This is a genomic window from Psychrobacter sp. MES7-P7E (assembly GCF_002863645.1).
Taxonomy (GTDB): Bacteria; Pseudomonadota; Gammaproteobacteria; order Pseudomonadales; family Moraxellaceae; genus Psychrobacter.
Genome location: NZ_PJBU01000079.1, coordinates 38,396 through 60,320, shown reverse-complemented (window position 1 = coordinate 60,320; position 21,925 = coordinate 38,396). Strand labels below are relative to the sequence as shown.

Genomic DNA, 21,925 nt, shown 5'->3' with positions numbered 1-21,925 from the left:
ATAACGGAGAAGCAACTTGAAAGATTTACTCGATATCATGCAAAGCCCTACCGGCAACGGTAACCAAGAGTTTGATAGCATTCAAATTACTTTAGCCTCACCTGACGTCATCAAGTCATGGTCGCACGGCGAAGTGAAAAAGCCTGAAACCATCAACTATCGCACGTTCAAGCCTGAGCGTGATGGTCTTTTTTGTGCCAAAATCTTTGGCCCAGTAAAAGACTTCGAATGTTTATGTGGTAAATATAAGCGCCGTAAGTTCCAAGGCGTTATCTGTGAAAAATGTGGTGTTGAAGTTACCACTGCTAAAGTTCGTCGTGATCGCATGGGTCATATCGACCTAGCCAGTCCAGTTGCGCATATTTGGTTCCTAAAATCATTACCAAGCCGCATCGGTCTATTGCTAGACATGACGCTACGTGATATCGAGCGCGTTCTATATTTCGAAAGCTACATCGTTACTGAGCCTGGTCTAACTAGCTTAGAAAAGTACCAGTTGCTTGATGATGAAGACTATTACAAAGCGCTTGAAGAGTTTGGTGACGAATTCACAGCCAAGATGGGTGCTGAAGCCGTTCAAGACCTATTAAAAGACATCGATATCGACCTTGAAATTGATGAGCTACGTGAAGCGATTCCACAAACAGGTTCTGAGACTAAGCTTAAGAAAATGTCTAAGCGTCTCAAATTATTAGAAGCATTCCGTGATTCTAATAACAAGCCTGAGTGGATGGTAATGAACATCTTGCCAGTACTACCACCAGATTTGCGTCCTCTAGTACCGCTAGAAGGCGGCCGTTTTGCGACGTCAGATCTAAACGATCTATATCGCCGTGTGATCAACCGTAACAACCGTCTTAAGCGTCTGCTTGAGCTAAGCGCACCTGACATCATCGTGCGTAACGAAAAACGTATGTTGCAAGAGTCAGTAGATGCGTTGCTTGATAACGGTCGTCGCGGTCGTGCCATCACGGGTAGTAACAAGCGTCCATTGAAATCTTTGGCAGATATGATCAAAGGTAAGCAAGGTCGTTTCCGTCAGAACTTACTTGGTAAGCGTGTCGATTACTCTGGTCGTTCGGTTATCGTTGTAGGTCCAACACTACGTCTACATCAGTGTGGTCTACCTAAGAAAATGGCACTAGAATTATTCAAGCCATTTACTTATAACAAACTATTGTCTCATGGTTTAGCGACTACGATTAAAGCTGCTAAAAAGATGGTAGAGCGTGAAGAGCCACAAGTGTGGGATATGCTGGCCATGGTTATCCGTGAGCATCCAGTACTTCTTAACCGTGCGCCAACACTTCACCGTTTGGGTCTACAGGCATTTGAGCCAGTACTGATCGAAGGTAAGGCAATCCAGTTGCATCCGCTTGTTTGTACTGCATTCAACGCCGATTTCGATGGTGACCAAATGGCCGTTCACGTGCCATTGACGCTAGAAGCGCAGCTTGAATCACGTGCCTTGATGATGTCTACCAACAACATCTTGTCACCTGCGAACGGTGATCCGATCATCGTACCATCTCAGGATGTTGTACTAGGTTTATATTACATCAGTCGCTCGTCTATTAATGCCAAAGGCGAGAGCATGATTTTTGCTACCGTTAATGAAGCATTGCGTGCAATTGGTTCAAACGACCTACATGTAAACGCCAAGATCAAAGTGCGTGTTACTGAGACGCAAATTGACGAAGAAGGTAACGAGACTAAAGAAATCATTATCAAAGATACGGTTGCTGGTCGTCTACTTATCTGGAACATCATGCCTAAAGGTATGACGTTTGATGAGTGTAACCAGGAGATGACGAAGAAAAACATCTCTCGTTTGATCAACTCTTGCTACCGTAAAGTTGGCGTAAAAGAAAGTGTTATGTTTGCTGACCAATTGATGTATCTTGGTTTTGCTCAAGCAACATTATCTGGCGTGTCTATCGGTATCGACGACATGGTCATTCCACCACTTAAAAAGCAAATCATCGAAGTGGCAGAAGGCGAAGTTCGCGAAATCGAAGATCAGTTCGAGCAAGGTTTCGTAACTGCTGGTGAGCGCTATAACAAAGTAGTTGATATTTGGTCACGTACCAATGACAAAGTCGCTAAAGCGATGATGGACAACTTGGCAACAGATAAAGTTATCAACGCAAAAGGTGAAGAAGACGAGCAGAAATCATTCAACTCTATCTTTATCATGTCAGATTCTGGTGCTCGTGGTAGTGCGGCACAGATTCGTCAGTTGGCAGGTATGCGTGGTTTGATGGCGAAACCAGATGGCTCAATTATTGAGACACCGATTAAAGCTAACTTCCGTGAAGGTTTGACCGTACTACAGTACTTCATCTCAACTCACGGTGCACGTAAAGGTCTAGCGGATACGGCACTGAAAACGGCTAACTCGGGTTACCTAACTCGTCGTCTGGTTGATGTGGCACAAGATTTGGTTATCACTAGCGATGATTGTGGTACTGAAGAAGGCCTACTCATGAAACCACATATCCAAGGTGGTGAAATCATTGAGAAGCTCGGTGAGCTAGTACTGGGTCGTGTGACTGCTCGTGACGTTACTTACAATGATGATGCTGATAAAGTATTGATTCCAGCTGGTACATTGATCGATGAGTACTGGGTTAACGTCCTTGATAACAACGCAATCGATGATATCTGGGTACGTTCAGTAATTACGTGTGATATCGAACATGGCGTATGTTCACAGTGTTATGGTCGTGACCTTGCACGTGGTCATAAAGTGAATATCGGCGAATCAGTCGGTGTTATGGCAGCTCAATCTATCGGTGAGCCGGGTACTCAGTTAACCATGCGTACGTTCCACGTGGGCGGGGCAGCGAGCTCAGCCTCTGTAGACAACAGCATCTCTGTACGTAATGCTGGTCAAGCGCACTTTGAAAATATGAAAACAGTACAGCATACCGATGGTCACTTAGTCATCGTATCGCGTTCAGCTGAAATCGCATTGACCGATGAGCTTGGCCGTGAGCGTGAGCGCTATAAAGTACCATATGGTTCAAGCGTACTTGTGAAAGACGAAGAGCAGGTTGAAGGCGGTCAAACTATCGCTAAATGGGATCCGCATACGCATCCAATCATCACAGAATTTGCTGGTACAGCACGCTTCAGTGACATCACTGATGGTATGACTGCAACAGTAAAAGTTGATGATGCGACTGGTATGAGCTCATTTGAGATTCTAGCTACTCGTGACCGTTCAAGCTCAGCAAAAGACTTACGTCCTGCGATTATCTTGAACACTGACGAAGGCAAAGAAGTGGTTTACTTCTTACCAGCTGAAACTATCATCCGCGTAAGCGATGGTGAAAAAGTAGCAGCAGGTTCGATTCTAGGCCGTGTACCACAAGCGTCTTCTGGTACGAAAGATATTACCGGTGGTCTACCACGTGTTGCTGATTTGTTCGAAGCACGTCGTCCAAAAGATCACGCTATCATGGCAGAAATGACTGGTGTGGTAAGCTTTGGTAAAGAGACCAAAGGTAAGAACCGCTTCATTATTACTAATGAAGATGGTGAAGTACATGAAGAGTTAATCCCGAAATGGCGTCAAATCAACGTCTTTGAAAACGAGACGGTAGCACGTGGTGAAGTGATCGCTGATGGTCCACAGAACCCACATGATATCTTACGTTTGAAAGGTCAGACTGCACTTGCTGATTACATCGTCAACGAAGTACAGGACGTTTATCGCTTGCAGGGTGTAAAAATCAACGACAAGCACATCGAAGTCATCATTCGTCAGATGTTGCGTAAAGTTGAAATCACTGACGGCGGCGATTCAAGTCACTTCAAAGGTGATCAGGTCGAGTATGCAGATATCAAAGCATTGAATGCGAAGCTAGAAGCGGAAGATAAATTCCCAGTACAGTTTGAGCGTCAATTACTAGGTATCACCAAAGCAAGTCTAGCAACTGAAAGCTTTATTTCAGCGGCTTCTTTCCAGGAAACAACCCGTGTACTAACTGCGGCTGCTGTGACTGGTAAAGTAGATGAGCTACGTGGTCTGAAAGAAAACGTGGTTGTGGGTCGCTTGATTCCTGCAGGTACGGGTCTTGCTTATCATAAAGCACGTAAAGAGAAAGCAGATCAGAAGCTACAAGATAAAGATCTGAATGCAGCGTTTGATATGACTGCAAGCACTGATAGCAAAGACTTTGCAAGCTTTGATGAAGCATTTGCTCAAGAGTTAAATCAAGATAATTAATCGTATTAAGTATTTTGATTCATTCTTAATTTGATAAAAAAGCCAGCCTAAGTTGCTGGCTTTTTTGTGCGTATAAAAAACTGAGAAAGGCATGGTGCTATTATCTAAAAAAATAGTACACTGGAAATATGCTCCAATTCACTATTCATAAAAGGATAATTAGCAAATGGCAGGTAAAACTCGCGTCGCCAAATATCAAGCAGATCGAACCAATCAAAAGTTATATTTCTGTCGTTTATCTTGCCAATCTGCAGGAAGTACCAATGATAAGCAGTTATACCAAGCACACTGTGAGACTGCTATTTTTCACTTGCATGGTGCTTTATTGGCATTTATTCAGGAGCTCGGTCATTTCTATAGCCTAAATATGACGGCGCCAACTTTGCTCGATATTGAGCAAACACTGAGCGAGCGTACCCAAGTATCTCCTGAGATTCAGCGTTTGCAGCAATTACAGCAGCAAGGTTTTATCGCCAATATAGAACGTGCTTATCAGCGTTGTCTTTATGCAGTACCGCCAGATACTATCGTCGATGAAGCGCCAAGCAGTCATTCAGCGTCGCCAGACTTGATTGTCAATGTTGTCACTTTATCTAACCAATGGCTACCTGATGAAACAACGATACGGGAATGGCGTAATCAGCTTTTAGAGTTGATTGAACAACTGCGTGCAGGTATGGTTGAATTCTAATAGGAAGTAAACTAGCAAATTTATTCTTTGACCGCTATTTATTGAACCATTTTAAAGTATGATTAAGTAGGGTAGGCCATAGTCTACAGCGCATAAAAAAGGCTTATTCAGTCATTGCTGAATAAGCCTTTTTCTTATTAATTAAGAATGCTCTTACTTATCACTCAGGCATCGGTGGCATACTTTCAACAGGTGTCACCGTTAATGGATTTTCCGGTACGCTGTCACCACTGCGATTGCTACTTGGTTTCGTTGATGGTGGAGTGCTCGTCTCCTCAGTAGGCTCTGTAACCGAAGGCTTACGCTGCTGGGTTTGAGTCTTGACTGGTTTTGCTGATTTATTGGAGGCGTCGTTAACTAGGATACCATCATCAGTCATCTCTATGATACTTTGCTGTTGCTTTCTGGATTTTGAGCGATTATTGATAGATACCCATTGGCTTGGCGTGTCTTTCAGCTGAGCTTTCATAAAGTCCATCCATACTGGCAGCGCTGCCACACCACCATATTCACGGCGGCCCATAGTAGATGGTTGATCGAATCCCATCCATACTACTGTCGCATTGGTAGGATGAAATCCTGCAAACCATGCGTCTTTGGCCTGATTGGTGGTACCAGTTTTGCCACCGATATCATTGCGACCTAATGCCTTTGCTCTTACCGCTGTACCGCGTTGGACTACATCGCGTAGTATATCGGCCATCTCAAAAGCGACTCTAGGTTGCAGTATACGTGGTGCTTGTTTGGCCCTTACATATTGTACGGCAGGCGCTTTTAGGCGGTCTGACTGTGGACCTGCGTTATATACCGTTAAATCAAGCTCTTTATCTGTTGTTTCGCTATCATCATTACCTTCTGATGATGTATTATCGGCAGTTATTTCATTACTGCTATCATCAAGCGCTTCAATTGACTTCTCATACTCTTCAACTAAGCTGCTATTAACCTTCTCAAGTTTTTCGTTAAAGCATAGTGCACACGCTTGACGTGGATTGGCCTGAAACAACAGCTCGTTTTTATAATTGTAAATTTGTTCAATAAAGTAAGGTTGGACACGATGACCACCATTGGCGAAGGTTGAGTAAGCCGTGGCCATTTGTAATGGTGTGGCTTGTCCTGCTCCAAGTGCTAATGACAAGGTTGTTGGTAGCTTTTCTTTATCAAGACCGAATTCATCTAATAGGTTGCGCGTACTTGAGATACCGATCGCTTGTAACAAGCGAATAGATACGAGGTTACGCGACAAATATAAACCACGACGTAAAGTGATATCACCTAAGAAACGTTCATCAGAGTTTTTCGGTTTCCAGTCACCTACTTGAATAGCTCGGTCAGAAACGATGGTATCTGGACGATAACCTTTTTCTAAAGCAGCGGTATAAACAAGTGGCTTAATGGTTGAGCCAGGTTGACGCCAGCCTTGTAAGGCGCGGTTGAATTTACTGTGGTTAAAATCAAAGCCACCAACCAATGCATTGACAGCACCAGTCTCTGGATTCAACGAAACCAAGCTGCCTTGGATTTTAGGTATTTGACCTAATTGCCAGTTGCCATTCGCAGTAGGTATCACACGAACGATATCGTTTTTCTTAACAACTTGACTGGCATTACTAGGATAATAACCAATACGGTCAGCAGAAATATATTTACGTGCCCATTTCATACCAGACCAATTAACGGTTACTTCTTCACCAGATTGTAGGACTGCATCAAAACTACGAGAATTGACTTTGGTCACTTTGGCAGGAGACATATTGCTGTAGCGTTGGAAGTTCTCGAGAGGCTCATCATTTGCTTCAGCCCCGCGCCAACCATGGCGATGCTCGTAGGCAATCAATCCTGTTACTACTGCTGCTTCTGCATCTGTTTGTGCTTTACTATCTACTGTGAGACGTACGCGCCAGCCACCGTGCATGACTTGATCGCCATAACGTTCGACCAAAGAAGCGCGCGTCATTTCTGCCAAATAAGGCATATTTACTTCGAGCTTTTCTTTATATAGGTTGATACCTATAGGAGAGTTGACCGCTTCATCATACTGAGCTTTGGTAATATAGCCAAGCTCATGCATGCGTCCAACGATCCAGTTACGACGAGTCAATGCACGGCTAGGATTGGCAACAGGATTATACTTTGAAGGGGCTTTTGGTAGACCTGCTAACATCGCCATCTCAGCAATAGTTAGATTGTCTAATGACTTACTATAATATTTTTTGGCCGCAGCGCGGATACCATAGGCGCCTTCACCCAGATAGATCTTATTGACATATAGTGTCAAGATGTCGTTTTTGCTCAGTTCGTCTTCGATCTTCCGCGCCAAAAATAACTCTGTTAGTTTGCGGTTTAAAGTACGTTCTGGACTTAAGAAATAGTTTTTAGCGACCTGCATCGTAATGGTAGAGCCACCGGTTTGACCATCGTCATCAGTGACTGCTTCGGTGACAGCGCGACCAAGACCTTTAATACTAATTCCGCTATGCTGAAAGAAAGAAGCATCTTCGGCCGCTAAAAAAGCATGAGTTAAATCTTCAGGAATCTCATCAAAACTAACTGGTAATGATAAACGATTGCCGTATTGGCCGATTAATTTATCATCACTACTATAAATCTGTAATGGCATTTCTAATTTGGCTGTTTTAATTTCTTGCGTACTAGGTAGGGTCGGCGATAGATACATGGCCATCCCATAAAAACCAATAGGTACAGCAAGTGCTAGAACAACTGCCAATGCTAGGCAAGCGATAAAAAGTCCCACCAAAAAGCGAATGAGACGAGCGGTAGCATTTGTTTTGGCCATAATAAGACTTATTAGTTAGAATTTGTAGCAGACAATATTATTATACATTGAACAAAATAGGCAGGTCATAATAAATGTGTAAGTTGGCCTTAATATATTTTTAAATGCTTGAATCTATCAATTAAGTAAAGTATTGTATTGAATATATTACAAATAACTACCAGATTGTACACTTAATATAAGGTATAGAGCTAGTGAGGCTATTTACTTCCAAAAGTCGACATTTGATTGGCGTGGATATTTGTGCCACTTCAGTAAAGTTGGTTGACATACAGCGTCAGCAAGGCATGTTCCACCTAAAATCTTATGGTATTGAAAGACTACCGGAAGGTATCGTGGTTGATAAGATTCTAGTAGATACAGAAGCTGCTGGTAATATTATAACGGTCTTGGCACGACGCTGCCAAGTCGCGGGTAGCAATGCTGCGACCGCTGTTTCTGGCTCTGCGGTGATTACTAAAATCATTGATATGGATATGACACTCAGCGATGTTGAGCGTGAGGCGCAAATACGTTTGGATGCTGACCAGTATGTGCCTTATCCATTAGAAGACGTCAATCTAGATTTTGAAGTATTAGGACCGTCTTTGGTTAGTGAAGATATGGTTCAGGTGTTGCTTGCTGCCTCTCGCTCAGAGAACGTCGACCAACGTGTCGATGCTTTGGCCTTTGGTGGCTTGCAAACGAAAATTATGGATATCGAGTCTCATGCAATCGAGCGCGCGTTTGGATTGATGGTAGATAGCCTACCGAATGTACCAGAACTAGTAGCGTTGGTAGATATTGGCCATAATCAGACCACATTATATATCGCTAAGAATGGCGAGTTTATTTATAGTCGTGAGCAGTTGTTTGGCGGTGCTCAGCTGACCGAGGCAATACAAAATCGCTATGGCCTATCAGCAGAAGAAGCGACATTGAGTAAACGCGAACGTACCTTACCTGATGATTATTATCCTGAAGTACTGACCCCTTTTATAGAAAATACCATTCAACAGATCACTCGCTCTTTACAGTTTTATTTCTCATCAAGTCAATATAGCAGTATCGATCATGTGGTGCTTGCAGGGGGCAGCAGTTCTATTGCAGGTCTCGCTGGTATGGCACAACAAAAGCTGGGTGTAACTGTCAGTGTTGCCAACCCTTTTACCAATATGACTATTGCACCAAATATTGATAATGAGCAACTGGCGGTCGATGCGCCAAGCTTAATGGCTGCATGCGGTCTTGCGTTAAGGAGCTTTGACTAATGGCTCGTATTAACCTTTTACCTTGGCGACAAGAAGAGCGTGAACGTCGTAACAAAGAGTTTATGACATTGATAGTGGCGGTGACATTACTGACACTATTAGCAGCCTTCGCTTCATGGAGTTATTTCAATAATGAACTTGATGAGCAGCTTGATGCCAACGCATTGATCGAACAAGAAAACACTCGCTTAGACACTGCATTGACCGAAATTGACAGTTTAGAACAGCGCCGTGAAGACATTATTTCACGCATGCAAGTCATTCAAGACTTGCAGGGACGACGTCCTGTGCCTGTACGTTTATGGGACGATCTCGCTAAAGCTATTCCACCAGCACTTTATCTAAATAACCTTAAACGTGAAGGCGATACGCTAACTTTGACAGGCTTAGCGGATAATCCAAATATTGTGTCTAGCCTGATTCGTAATCTTGATAACAGTAAATGGATGGGCAACTCAGCAGTAAGTAATATTCAACAGAATATTAGCGCTTATGAGGCTGCTCCAGCCCTCAACAATACGGTTAATACTGGTGAGCAAGCGCGCCCTGTTTATCCTGAAGATAGTTACGTACAGTTTGTAGTAACGACTAGAGTACAATCTGAAACTCCGACTGCTGCTGTTACCGATACTGGTCTAGGAGGTGCATTATGAAGCTTATCCGCAAAAAGAGCCTCTCTAAAACCAAAAAATCTGCTTTAAAGCCAAAAAAGCAATTTGATCTAAATGAGTTTCGCCGTAGTTTTGAGTCGCTAGATTCAGAAAATTATGGCAGTTGGCCACTACCTGTAAAAGTGACAGTGATTGGACTTATCATTACCTTCATCGCAGCATTGTCATGGGCATTACCCATCAGTAGCAAAATTGACGAGATTAATGCGGCTGAAAGCCAGCAGCAGACTTTACTCGATAGTTACCGCGAAAAAGAGTCGCGCGCACGTCATTTAAAAGCGTATCAGGCGCAAGTTGTCCAAATGGAAACTGAATTTAATACTTTGTTGGATCAGTTGCCGAAAGATACGCGTGTGTCAGAATTGGTAGAAGGCATAAACATGACAGGCGTTGGTAGTAATATCCGTTTTCAGGATATTTCAGTAGAGCCTGAAATTGAAAATGAATTCTTTATTGAGCAGCCAATACGTATCGCGGCTTTGGGTGAGTACCATCAGTTTGGTAGCTTTATCAGTGGTCTTGCTGCACTTCCTCGAATTATTACGATGCATGATTTTGAAGTCAGCAATCCACAGCCTACATTGGATGTTTTGCCAGAGCTTAACTTAGTCTTGCAAACTAAGACTTATCGCTCTAAAGAAGCGGCTCCTGAAGGTGATACCGCCGCCGCTACTGATACAAATGCAGGAGGCAACTAATGAATATCCAAAGAATGCCCATGCTATTGGTTTTAAGTGTCGCTGTTTTATCTATGACAGGGTGTAGTGACCGCATAGGTATGGCAGAGCAGGCAATGACCGATATCCGCAACCAGCCTGCGCAGCCTATTGAGCCGCCGCCTAAAGCCGAGCTGGTAGAGGATTTTGTATATAGCGCTAGCTCGCAGCGTAGTCCATTTTTACCACCGAGTTTAGTCAATGTACAAGGCCCGACCACTCCTATAGATGGTGTACGACCAGATATCAACAGAATCAAAGAACCGCTTGAGCAGTATGAACTGTCGCAATTGGTCTTCCGAGGTGTGGTGATTTCGCCCGAAGGTCAGCGATATGCATTGATACAACGTCCTGATGGTTCGGTTGCGAGTGTTAAAGTAGGCGATTATCTTGGATTGAATGACGGCCGTATTGTTGAAATCACGCCGACCCAGGTTAACTTGATTGAAATTGTGCCAGATAGCCGCGCAGGGTTTGTAGAAAAACCCCAGTCGCTGGTATCCCCTATAAGCTAAGTCGGCAGATTTTTTGAGGAATAAATAATGACAGTACGCAATAACAAGGTAATGATGATGAGCAACCGCATGTCTTCTGCTTTTGCCATTTCAGCACTGGCAGTCAGTATGGTGGCTGTGACCAATAGTGCTCATGCTGCACAGCGCATCGATAATGTCTCTGTAGTACAGACCGCACCTGCAGTGACGCAAATGCGTTTGGGTTTTACAGGATTGCCAGTATTGCCTGCAGCCTATCAGCTTGATGATCCTAGTCGCTTAGTCCTAGATTTCGAACAAGTACAGAATGGGCTTGCTAGCCGCTTTAATGAATATAACATCGGTGCGATTAATGACGTTACTACGCTAAGTAGTGACAGTACCACGCGCCTCATTGTTGGTTTGAAAGAGTCAGGAAATTATACGACAGCGATTGAAGGCAATGATTTATTGCTGACCATCACTGATCCTAATCGTCCTGTCATTACCAGCGACCCGATTCAAGATGTTCTCAATAACAATAATAGTATGACAACGACCGCTGTCGTTACGCCTATTGTTGAGAGCTCTACCGTACCAGTGGCACCTGTACGTACTACGAGCAAGGTTGTCGTGAAGAACGAAGTGCCAGCTGATACGATGGTGGTCAGAGTCAATCCGCTTTTGAATCCTCAATTGGCTGCTTCGCAAGTAAGCAAGCAGTATAGCTATGATGGGCTAAGCGCAGTCAATTTTTCAGCAGGTAACGATGGTGGCGGTAACGTCAGTATGGTACTTGCCAACGAAGCTATTCCAGTAGATGTGCAGCGTCAAGGTAATAAACTTGTCGTACGTTTGACTGGTAGTACGGTTCCGAGAAACTTACTACGCCGATTGAATATTAACAGTGGTCTTGTTGGTAGTATTGATACCAAAAACCAAGGTCAGAATGGCGTCGTCACCATTAACATGAATGACGATTATGAGTATCAAGCCTACCAATCAGGTAATCAGTTAAATATTGGTATTAAAAAGCCTGAGTTGTTACGTGAGCCGACGCTGGAAGAAAGAGTCTATAGTGGCGAACCGCTATCTATGGAATTCCAAGATGTTGAGGTTCGTAGTGTCTTAGATATTTTGGCGCAGTTTACTGAGATGAATATCGTGGCAAGTGACTCTGTTGCTGGCAACATCACCCTGCGTTTAATCAATGTTCCTTGGGACCAAGCCCTCGATATTATTTTGAAAAGCAAAAACTTAGGCAAGCGTGAAAATGGTAATGTGATTTTGGTTGCGCCTTCTACTGAGTTGGCTGAGCAGGAAGCACGTGAACTAGAAGCACAGCAAGCTGTTCAATCTTATGCACCTCTGCGTACTGAGTACATTCGTTTAAGTTATGCAAAAGCACAAGATGTCTTAACGCTTATTTCGCAAGGTAGCGGCGCGACTGGTAATAGTAGTGGCCTCGCAAATCGTGAGGATAATAATACGTTGTTATCCAATCGTGGTACGGTAACGGTTGATGAACGTACCAATACTTTGATTATTAAAGACGTTGCTGACAGTATCGAAAACATTCATAAACTAATCAGCAAAATTGATATTCCTGTTCGCCAAGTCATGATTGAAGCACGTATCGTCAGTGCAACTGATAGCTTCAGTAAAGAGATTGGTGTTCGTTGGGGTATCTTGTCAAATGGTGCAGCTAATAACCGTAGCTTATTGGTCGGTGGTAGCAACCAAACACTAGCTGATCTTAAGGACTTTGATATAGAGACGACGACCGTAAATGGTCAAACCGTTTCTTATCCTTCTTATGACATTACTAGTCCTGATAACCTAAACGTTGATTTAGGCGTTTCTAACCCAGCTGGTAGTATTGCCTTTGGTTTGCTCAGTATGTCTGACGTAATGCTTGATCTTGAATTATCAGCACTGCAGGCGGATAACCGTGGTGAAGTTATTTCTACACCAAAGATTTTGACAGCAGATAAGCAAACAGCAAAAGTCTCGTCCGGTACGCAGATTCCGTATCAAGAAGCATCAGCCAGTGGTGCCACAACGACCAGCTTTAAAGAAGCAGCACTTAGCTTAGAAGCCACACCGAATATTACACCTGATGGTAAAATTGGTCTGCAATTGGTCATTACTAACGGCACGCCGACAATCATCAATAATCAGGTTGCTATCTCTGAAGACTCTATATCAACCAATGTTATTATTGAAGATGGTCAGACAGTCGTACTGGGCGGTGTTTTTAAAAATCGCACTAGTAATGGCGTAACTAAGGTCCCTTTCTTAGGTGATTTACCTTATATCGGTCGTGCCTTCCGTAAAGATGTACGAAGCAACGACAAAGAAGAGCTACTTATTTTCGTAACTCCAAAGCTTATTAATGATGGTACGAGTCGTCTGAACTAGTCCTAAAGTGGTTAGATAATTGCTAAAAAAAGTAAGCCATAGTGCTTGCTTTTTTTATGCGCGAAATTCGTGGTTTTCGAGCTGCAGTATTTATGTATGTACTGATGAATAGTGTGCTCTAAATTTTACTCACAATAATCACGGCTCATTACTAGCCAGAATAACAATGACGTTGTATCATACCTAATTTAGCTGAGTAAGTATTATGGGGCAGGAATTACCGTCGGTGTTTTTAGTGGGTCCGATGGGAGCAGGGAAGACGACAATTGGAAAACTGCTTGCCAAGCAGTTGGGTCGCACTTTTGTAGACAGTGATTGGTATATTGAATCGCAGACAGGTGCTGACATTGCTTGGATATTTGCCAAAGAAGGTGAGGCAGGTTTCCGTGAGCGTGAAACGCGTGCCATTGATGAATTGACCCAAAACTCTCAAATCGTATTAGCGACCGGTGGCGGTGCAGTCATGTGTGCTGAAAACCGAGAGTTCCTAAAACAGCGTGGCATCGTCGTCTATCTTAATGCACCTGTCGAGGTACAGCTGGCACGCACCTCTAAAGACAAGTCTCGACCGTTATTGCAGCAGCCTAATCCTAGAAAAATATTGCAAGATTTGTACAGTGCTCGCGATCCACTCTATCGCCAAGTCGCCCATATTATTATGCCTACTGGTCACACGTATCCACGCCATATGGTCAATCAATTGATGCAACAGCTAGAATCATTCGTCGACTGCACTACCGACGCATCAGCGCACCAAGAAGATTAGTAATAGACTGGCAACTACGATTGATATGCAGACTCAATTACTTTTACCTCATCGAAAATGCTTTAGGAGTATCACATGGTAATGCCGTTTCATGATGGCCTAATAGTTCAGACGCAAAGTCATGATTATCCTATTGTCATTACTGAACAATCTAAGACTGAACATAGCAGTATGGCGAAGCAAATCACGCCTTATATCAGTGGCCGTCAGGTTTTGATTGTCACTAATGACACTGTGGCACCTTTATACTTAAAAGCATTAGAAGATGAGTTAGCAGAGCAGTTTACGGTAAAGGTGTGCGTACTGCCAGATGGTGAACAATACAAAAATCAGGCAAGTATTGATCAGATTTATGATGCGCTAATGACAGAACATTTCAATCGCGATGTGACACTTGTTGCCCTTGGCGGTGGTGTAATTGGAGATATGACTGGTTTTGCTGCTGCTAGCTTTATGCGTGGTGTCAATTTTATTCAAATTCCAACGACGCTATTGTCACAAGTAGATTCTAGTGTTGGTGGTAAAACAGGTATCAATCATCCGCAAGGTAAAAATATGATTGGTGCTTTTTGGCAGCCGCAAATGGTGCTTGCCGATATGAGTACGCTTAAGACACTGCCTGCACGTGAGCTATCGGCTGGAGTGGCCGAGATTATCAAATATGCCCTTATCATGGATGAGGCATTTTTAACGTGGCTTGAAGCAAACTTGCCTGCAATGATGTCGCTTGATTTAGCAGTACTTGGTGAAGCTGTAAAGCGCTGCTGTCAGTACAAGGCTGATGTAGTAGCACAAGACGAAAGAGAGTCCGGTGTGCGCGCGCTATTGAACTTTGGACATACTTTTGGTCATGTGATTGAAACACATGAAGGCTATGGCAATTGGTTACATGGCGAAGCAGTGGCGGCTGGTATGGTACAAGCAGCTGAGCTATCGCAAAAAATTGGTTGGCTAACTGATGATGAAGTTGTACGTATTAAGCGTGTTTTAGAATTGGCAAGCTTACCTATTACGCCACCAGCTATCGATGTAGACACTGCTTTAGATTTAATGGGACACGATAAAAAAGTGAAACACGGACAAATCCGCCTAATTTTGTTAAAATCAATTGGCGATGCGGTAATGACTAATGAGTTTGACAGCGAGCTATTGCATGAAGTTTTGTCAAAACATAGCGCGTAACGTCTCAAGAATTATCGTTTATATATTTATACTAAAATCTCGTACTTATAGCCAACTGGTTAGCTGTACCTCTGTTTGAATAAGCATTTATATTATGCTGTAAAACATGTGTTTACCAAGGACCGCCTCATGGCAACATCAAAAACAAAAACGCGTACTGCTAGCCAATCATACAGTCGTCAAGCACTGATTTGGCTAATAGTGACCCTACTTTTAGGGGTGGTCACAGCGTTAGTATGGATGTTTAGTCAAACGCCAGCCATGGGTGCCAAAATTGAAAATGCACCGATATCAGCGCCAGAGATTTTGAATGAAGAGTTTGAACAACCACTAAAAGTCGAATCGCTGCATGAGCTAGATACGGATGTACAACCGATTAACTTTGATGCAACGATTCGGGATTTGCGCGATTATCCTGATGAGTTTAAAGACAAGCGTTATCTGCTGGCTAATAAAGGCAAGTGGACTGTTCAAGTAATGAATGTCGCTGAAAACGATGTGATTGTTAGCTACTTAGAAGGCCGTCAAGATCGCGATAAATTTGCTTACTTCCGTTATCTGGATGATGAAAAGCAAGTCCGTTATATGCTGACTTATGGGATTATGAGTAGCCCGCAAGAAGCAGTAGGAGCCGCAAAGTTAATAGACTTTAAGTTACCTACAAACGTACGTGTACTGCCAGAAGAGATTAATCGATATGTCAGTATCATTGATAACTATGAGCGTCCTGATCCAGTAAAAGATCTAAGTACAAAACGTACACGTGCCGTCGATTTAAAACCTACCAAGCGTGAAGTGCCTGCTCGTTTGCAAGAAGAAGCTGATGACGCCGCTGCTCAAGCAGCTAATGCTAACAGTAATCGAGGTAACCAAGAAAGCGCTAATAGTAGCACCGCTCAAGAGAGTATTCGTCAGTCGGTAGATACCTCTGCCACATTATCTGTTAGCGAAGAGCGTACGGTTGGTGGTGAGACGCAGACAATATCTGAAGCATCGTCAAAAGACGAAAATAACGCAAGTAAGCCTGCGCCAGAAAACAAAAAGCCTGCGGCACCGGCGGAGAGCAGTACCAGTAAGAAGCCCCCAGTCGTGCCAACGCCTAAGCCCCCTAGTAGCACAAATAATAATTCAAATGCTAATGGCAAAAGTGCTAACGCAAATCCTCCCAAAAATAATAGCGACAGTATAAAAGCGCTAATAGAAGATAAGAGTAATTAGTTTTTGTCTGATTAATTTAACCCACTAGCGATTTGGTTAGTGGGTTTTTTTAGCACTATACAAAATAGTTTTATCGTCACAATAAGCGGCAAGCTACTACTGTTAAGTATTATCAAGGCCTTTTGCTAAATGTCGTTTATATGGTTTACATTAAAATTTTAATAGCAGTTTTATTTGTCTTATAACCAATAGTAATAAGTCCTCTTACAATTTATGGCTAATGAATCGATAGAAAAGACTAGATTTTTCGACAATCATTAACTAATATAACTGTGGGCGACGTTCTGTATAGTTATCGTAAAAAATGTCTATTTAACAACTATTTAGTGGTTTTTTCTTAGTTTTTAGAGTTCTTTACTAAATATTATTGTCTCAAGCGCGGTTACTTACTATCCATAATTAGGTTATCGTAAGTGACGCAACCTCTCTTATTGTCACTCTTTTTAGGGTAAACAAAGTGCTTGAATACAGAGCGTCAGATATTCAAGATAAACAAGTGCACTGTTATTAAGTTATTGTATGCTTAGCTTTAAATGCTAGACATGACAACATAACAAATGATGCTTAAATGAATGGCATTAGATATCACTGATTGAGTAACTGGCATTTAAGGGCGTAGATTCTCCCGTTGCCAAGGGCTGCTACTTACTATCTTTTGATACACGGACCACATGTCAAGACATCAGCTAATGACCAGGAGGGTCAAGGGTTTTACTTTCTCTTAGAGTATGATGTCTATCGAGCATTGCGCTATTTGCCAATTCGAACACACGAATATCCACTATCAGCCCGTTCTGCTTACGGGTACCAACTTATACTCCGCATTGGAAATGTAAGTTGCCCGTCTACTTAAAAGGACAAGCTATGTCAATGATTTCCTCACAAACACACCTGGCCACGCCAGATGATTTTTCTGATAATTGCGGTTTTGGCCTAATTGCCCATATTGAGGGTGAAGCGAGCCATGATTTGGTAAAAACTGCCATTCATAGTTTAAGTTGTATGACACATCGCGGCGGTGTTGCTGCTGACGGTAGAACTGGTGATGGTTGTGGCTTGCTATTAGCGACGCCTACCGATTTCTTTAAACAGATTGCTGACGAGCAGCAATTTGCCATTACGGACAACTTTGCTGTCGGTATGGTGTTCGTTAATTTAGATAGCGATAAAGCCAAGCATAGCCAACAAGTATTGAGCGATGAGATTACCGCCCAAGGATTAGAAGTGGCTGGCTGGCGTGATGTACCACTCGACTTGAGTATTGTTGGTGAGATTGGTCGTGAGACATTGCCAGACTTTAAGCAAGTGTTCGTTAATGCGCCAGATGACTTGGCTGCTGATGATTTCAACCGTAAGTTATTTGTTGCACGCAAAAAAGCAGAGCAGCGTTTGACGGATGATGAGCTATTCTATGTATGTTCATTGAGTTGTCAGACTATTATTTACAAAGGCTTGGTAATGCCTTCAGACTTACCAGCGTTTTTCTTGGATTTGCAAGATGAGCGTTTGGCGTCACATATCGTAGTATTCCATCAGCGTTTCTCAACCAATACCTTGCCGCGCTGGCCACTGGCACAGCCATTCCGTTATCTTGCGCACAATGGTGAGTTAAATACCATTACAGGTAACCGCAACTGGTCTAAAGCCCGTACGCCCAAGCTGAAATCAGACAAACTGCCTAACTTGAATGAGTTGACACCACTTGTAAATAGTACCGGTTCAGATTCATCAAGCTTAGATAACATGCTCGAAGTGCTTATGTCTGGCGGTATGAACCTATTCCATGCAATGTCTATCTTGGTACCCCCAGCGTGGCAGAACGTTGATAGCATGGATATGGATCTGCGTGCGTTTTATGAGTTTTACTCACAGCATATGGAAGCGTGGGACGGTCCAGCAGGTCTAGTTATTCAGGATGGACGCTATGCGGTCTGTATGCTCGATAGAAACGGTTTGCGCCCGTCACGTTGGGTAACCACCAAGAACGGCTATATCACTGTTGCGTCAGAAGTGGGTGTTTGGGATTATGAGCCACAAGATGTACTGGCAAAAGGTCGCGTTGGACCTGGTCAAATGCTGGTCATTGACACGTTGACTGGTCAAATTCTAGATACGACAGCTATTGCAACTTTACTAAAAACGGCGCATCCATATCGCAAATGGTTGCGTGAAGAAGCAACGCGTGTTCGTGATGATGAACGTCTAGAAGAGACGTTGGCAACGCAAGCGTGCCGCGGTGATAAGCTAAAAGCGCTACAAAAGATGTATCACATCACCAATGAAGAGCGCACAGAAATCATTCGCCCTAATGCTGAAAATGGTCAAGAACCAGTCGGCTCAATGGGTGACGATACGCCAATGGCTGTACTGTCGCAGCAAATTCGCCATGTCGGTGATTTCTTCCGTCAACAGTTTGCACAGGTGACCAATCCGCCAATCGATCCATTACGTGAATCAATCGTAATGTCGTTGCAGACCTGTTTAGGCGCTGAGACTAACGTATTTGCGCCATCTGCAAGAGACGCTCATCGTATTATTTTGTCATCGCCAGTATTGTCAGCCAGCAAGATGCAGCAGCTTGAAACTTTGGATGATCCAGCATTCAAGATGGCTCGTATTGATCTGAACTATGACCGTACTTTAGAGCTATCTGATGCTATCGTGGCTATTTGTGAGCAAGTGGCAGATAACATTCGCTCAGGTAATACGTTGATTGTCTTGTCTGATAAAGATATCGATGCAGACAAAGTACCCGCCAATGCCATTATGGTTACTGGTGCTGTGCATCATTATCTAATCGCGCAAGGTATCCGTACCGATGCTAATTTAATCATTGAGACAGGTCTTGCTCGTGACTCGCATCAAATAGCGGTATTGATCGGCTTTGGTGCAACTTGTGTATATCCATATCTAGCATATGATGTCATTGATGATTTGGTTGCTACTGGTGAGCTACTTGGTGATCCGATTCAAGCCCGTGTTAATTTCCGCAAAGGCTTGGATAAAGGTTTGCTAAAAATCTTATCAAAAATGGGTATCTCTACCATTGTGTCGTATCGCGGCGCGCAGTTGTTTGAAGCAGTCGGTCTTTCAGAAGAAGTCGTCAATTTATGCTTTAAAGGCGTACAAAGCCGTATTAAAGGCGCTACCTTTGCAGACCTTGCTGCTGATCAAGCACAATTGGCTGCCAATGCGTTTAAGCGACGCGCTCCTCTAGATCAGGGTGGTTTGCTCAAATTTGTCTTCAACAAAGAGTACCATGCCTTTAATCCTGATGTGATTAACAGCCTGCATACTGCAGTACGTACTGGTGATTACGATAATTACCGTAATTATGCGGATCTAGTTAATAGCCGTCCGGTTGCTACTTTACGTGATTTGTTGCAACTGAAAACTGACAACAGTATCGATGTCAATGAAGTGGAAGATATCTCTGAAATCTTGACGCGTTTTGACTCAGCTGGCATGTCTTTAGGCGCGCTATCTCCTGAAGCGCATGAGTCGATTGCGATGGCTATGAATACCATCGGTGGTCGCTCAAACTCTGGTGAGGGCGGTGAAGATCCTGCACGTTATGGCACATTGCGTAACTCAAAAATTAAGCAAGTTGCTTCTGGTCGTTTTGGGGTAACGCCTGCTTATCTTCGCTCCGCTGAAGTCATGCAGATTAAAGTAGCCCAAGGTGCCAAGCCTGGTGAAGGTGGACAGCTACCTGGTGGTAAAGTCAACGCGCTGATTGCACGTTTGCGTTATTCAGTGCCAGGTGTGACCTTGATTTCACCGCCGCCGCATCACGATATTTATTCTATCGAAGATTTGGCACAGCTGATTTTTGATTTAAAACAAGTCAATCCAGATGCATTGGTATCGGTTAAATTGGTCTCACGTCCAGGTGTTGGTACGATCGCGACAGGCGTTGCAAAAGCCTATGCCGATTTGATTACTATCTCGGGCTATGACGGTGGTACGGCAGCGTCTCCGCTATCGTCTATCCATCATGCAGGCTCGCCATGGGAGCTAGGTTTGGCTGAGACTCACCAGTCTCTACGAGTGAATGGGTTACGTGATAAGGTACGTGTCCAGACTGACGGTGGTCTAAAAACAGGACTGGATGTAGTAAAAGCTGCTATCTTGGGTGCAGAGAGCTTTGGCTTTGGTACCACACCGATGATTGCAGTTGGTTGTAAGTACCTACGTATTTGCCATTTAAACAACTGTCCGACAGGTGTTGCTACTCAAAAAGCCAAGCTGCGTGATGAGCATTTCATTGGCGAAGCAGAAATGCTGATTAACTTCTTTAAGTTTGTCGCGACCGAAACACGTGAATGGTTGGCAGCGCTAGGTGTTCGTAGTATGGAAGAGCTGGTTGGTCGTACTGACTTGCTTGATATCTTAGAAGGTAATACGGATAAGCAGCGTCATCTTGATTTAACGCCATTGCTATTTAGTCACCCAGCCAGCGTAGGCAAAGCACAAACTTGTCAGGTTGAGCGTAATGAGCCGTTTGATAAAGGTTTGCTTGCTGAGCAGATGATTAGCGATATGCTTGTGAACATTCGCAAAGGGGCAGGCGGCGATTATAGCTATTTCGTTGGTAACTGTGACCGCTCTATCGGTGCTCGTATTTCTGGTGAGATTGCGCAAGTCTGGGGCAACCTTGGCATGAGCGATATGCCAATCAAACTTCGTTTAACTGGTACTGCAGGACAAAGTTTGGGTGTGTGGAATGCTGGCGGTTTAAATATCGAGCTTGAAGGTGATGCCAATGACTATGTGGGCAAAGGTATGGCAGGCGGTGAGATTGTTATTTATCCGCCAAAAGACTCAAACTTTATAGCACAAGAAACGGCCATCATCGGTAATACCTGTCTCTATGGTGCAACTGGCGGTAAGCTATATGCTGCTGGTACTGCAGGTGAGCGTTTTGGCGTCCGTAACTCTGGCGCACACGCAGTTATCGAAGGCACAGGCGACCATTGCTGTGAATATATGACTGGCGGTATCGTCACGATTTTGGGCCGTACTGGACTTAACTTCGGTGCTGGTATGACGGGTGGTTTTGCGTATGTACTCGATATGGAAGGCGACTTCTTTGACCGTTGCAACCATGAGCTAATCGATCTAAACCGTATTTCAAGCGAGCAAACAGAAGAGCATCGCATTCATTTGCAACAAGTGATTGAAGCTCATGTAGATAAAACAGGCAGTGCATGGGGTCAGACAATTCTGAACGACTTTGAGCACTATGTTCGTAAATTCTATTTGGTTAAGCCAAAAGCGGCGAACATTGCAAGCCTTCTTAAAACTACCATGGCCGACCCACAATAGCCGATACGTAACTGCCTATCGTATCAATGGATTGCATTGATAGAATGTATTGATGGATTGTATTGATGGATCGGCATTCGCTTTGATTAGGTTAGCCAGCGTTCCGTTTTTAGAGACGTTTTAACTCACAGGTTTTCAGCAGGTAAGTGACAGCAGCGGTATATGTCTTAAATTTTAG

The 21,925-nt window shown here is 43.6% G+C and carries 12 protein-coding genes; 11 read left to right on the top strand and 1 reads right to left on the bottom strand.

The genetic code is table 11. The features are described from left to right. Window positions 1–16 precede the first annotated feature (16 nt). Entirely contained in the window at window positions 17–4,234 is a 4,218-nt protein-coding gene (gene rpoC / locus CXF62_RS05280; protein WP_102093197.1) for a DNA-directed RNA polymerase subunit beta', read from the top strand. Between the two features lie 166 nt (window positions 4,235–4,400). Then, window positions 4,401–4,925 (top strand): DUF6586 family protein, encoded by a 525-nt coding sequence (locus CXF62_RS05275; RefSeq protein WP_102093196.1) that lies wholly within the window; start codon window positions 4,401–4,403, stop codon window positions 4,923–4,925. Between the two features lie 160 nt (window positions 4,926–5,085). On the opposite strand, the gene CXF62_RS05270 is transcribed toward CXF62_RS05275, so the two are convergent. After that, window positions 5,086–7,722 carry a penicillin-binding protein 1A gene (locus tag CXF62_RS05270; protein ID WP_102093195.1) on the bottom strand — a complete coding sequence of 879 codons (2,637 nt, stop codon included), beginning with the start codon at window positions 7,720–7,722 and terminating at the stop codon, window positions 5,086–5,088. Window positions 7,723–7,916: 194 nt separating this feature from the next. Between CXF62_RS05270 and pilM the strand changes: the two genes are divergently transcribed. From pilM to gltB, 9 genes are all read left to right on the top strand, one after another. Beyond that, on the top strand, window positions 7,917–8,972 hold the full coding sequence (gene pilM, locus CXF62_RS05265) for a type IV pilus assembly protein PilM (RefSeq protein ID WP_102090385.1): 1,056 nt from the start codon (window positions 7,917–7,919) through the stop codon (window positions 8,970–8,972). Then, window positions 8,972–9,625 carry a PilN domain-containing protein gene (locus CXF62_RS05260; RefSeq protein ID WP_102093193.1) on the top strand — a complete coding sequence of 218 codons (654 nt, stop codon included), beginning with the start codon at window positions 8,972–8,974 and terminating at the stop codon, window positions 9,623–9,625. Before pilM ends, CXF62_RS05260 begins: the two co-directional genes overlap by 1 nt. Next, entirely contained in the window at window positions 9,622–10,341 is a 720-nt protein-coding gene (locus CXF62_RS05255; protein ID WP_102093192.1) for a type IV pilus inner membrane component PilO, read from the top strand. Before CXF62_RS05260 ends, CXF62_RS05255 begins: the two co-directional genes overlap by 4 nt. Next, entirely contained in the window at window positions 10,341–10,874 is a 534-nt protein-coding gene (locus CXF62_RS05250) for a pilus assembly protein PilP (RefSeq protein ID WP_057761705.1), read from the top strand. Before CXF62_RS05255 ends, CXF62_RS05250 begins: the two co-directional genes overlap by 1 nt. 27 nt (window positions 10,875–10,901) lie before the next feature. Next, window positions 10,902–13,253: a type IV pilus secretin PilQ gene (gene pilQ / locus CXF62_RS05245; protein ID WP_102093190.1), complete on the top strand. Its 2,352-nt coding sequence runs from the start codon at window positions 10,902–10,904 to the stop codon at window positions 13,251–13,253. 205 nt (window positions 13,254–13,458) lie between these two features. Beyond that, entirely contained in the window at window positions 13,459–14,019 is a 561-nt protein-coding gene (gene aroK, locus CXF62_RS05240) for a shikimate kinase AroK (RefSeq protein ID WP_102093188.1), read from the top strand. A 75-nt stretch (window positions 14,020–14,094) separates the two neighbouring features. Further along, window positions 14,095–15,201, top strand: a complete 1,107-nt coding sequence (gene aroB / locus CXF62_RS05235; protein WP_102093187.1) for a 3-dehydroquinate synthase — start codon at window positions 14,095–14,097, stop codon at window positions 15,199–15,201. A 129-nt stretch (window positions 15,202–15,330) separates the two neighbouring features. Further along, complete coding sequence (locus CXF62_RS05230; protein ID WP_102093186.1) at window positions 15,331–16,419, top strand: hypothetical protein; 1,089 nt, start codon at window positions 15,331–15,333, stop codon at window positions 16,417–16,419. An 864-nt stretch (window positions 16,420–17,283) separates the two neighbouring features. Then, the gene (gene gltB / locus CXF62_RS05225; protein ID WP_102093185.1) at window positions 17,284–21,747 is read left to right on the top strand and encodes a glutamate synthase large subunit; all 4,464 of its coding nucleotides are present in this window, start codon (window positions 17,284–17,286) and stop codon (window positions 21,745–21,747) included. Window positions 21,748–21,925 lie beyond the last annotated feature (178 nt).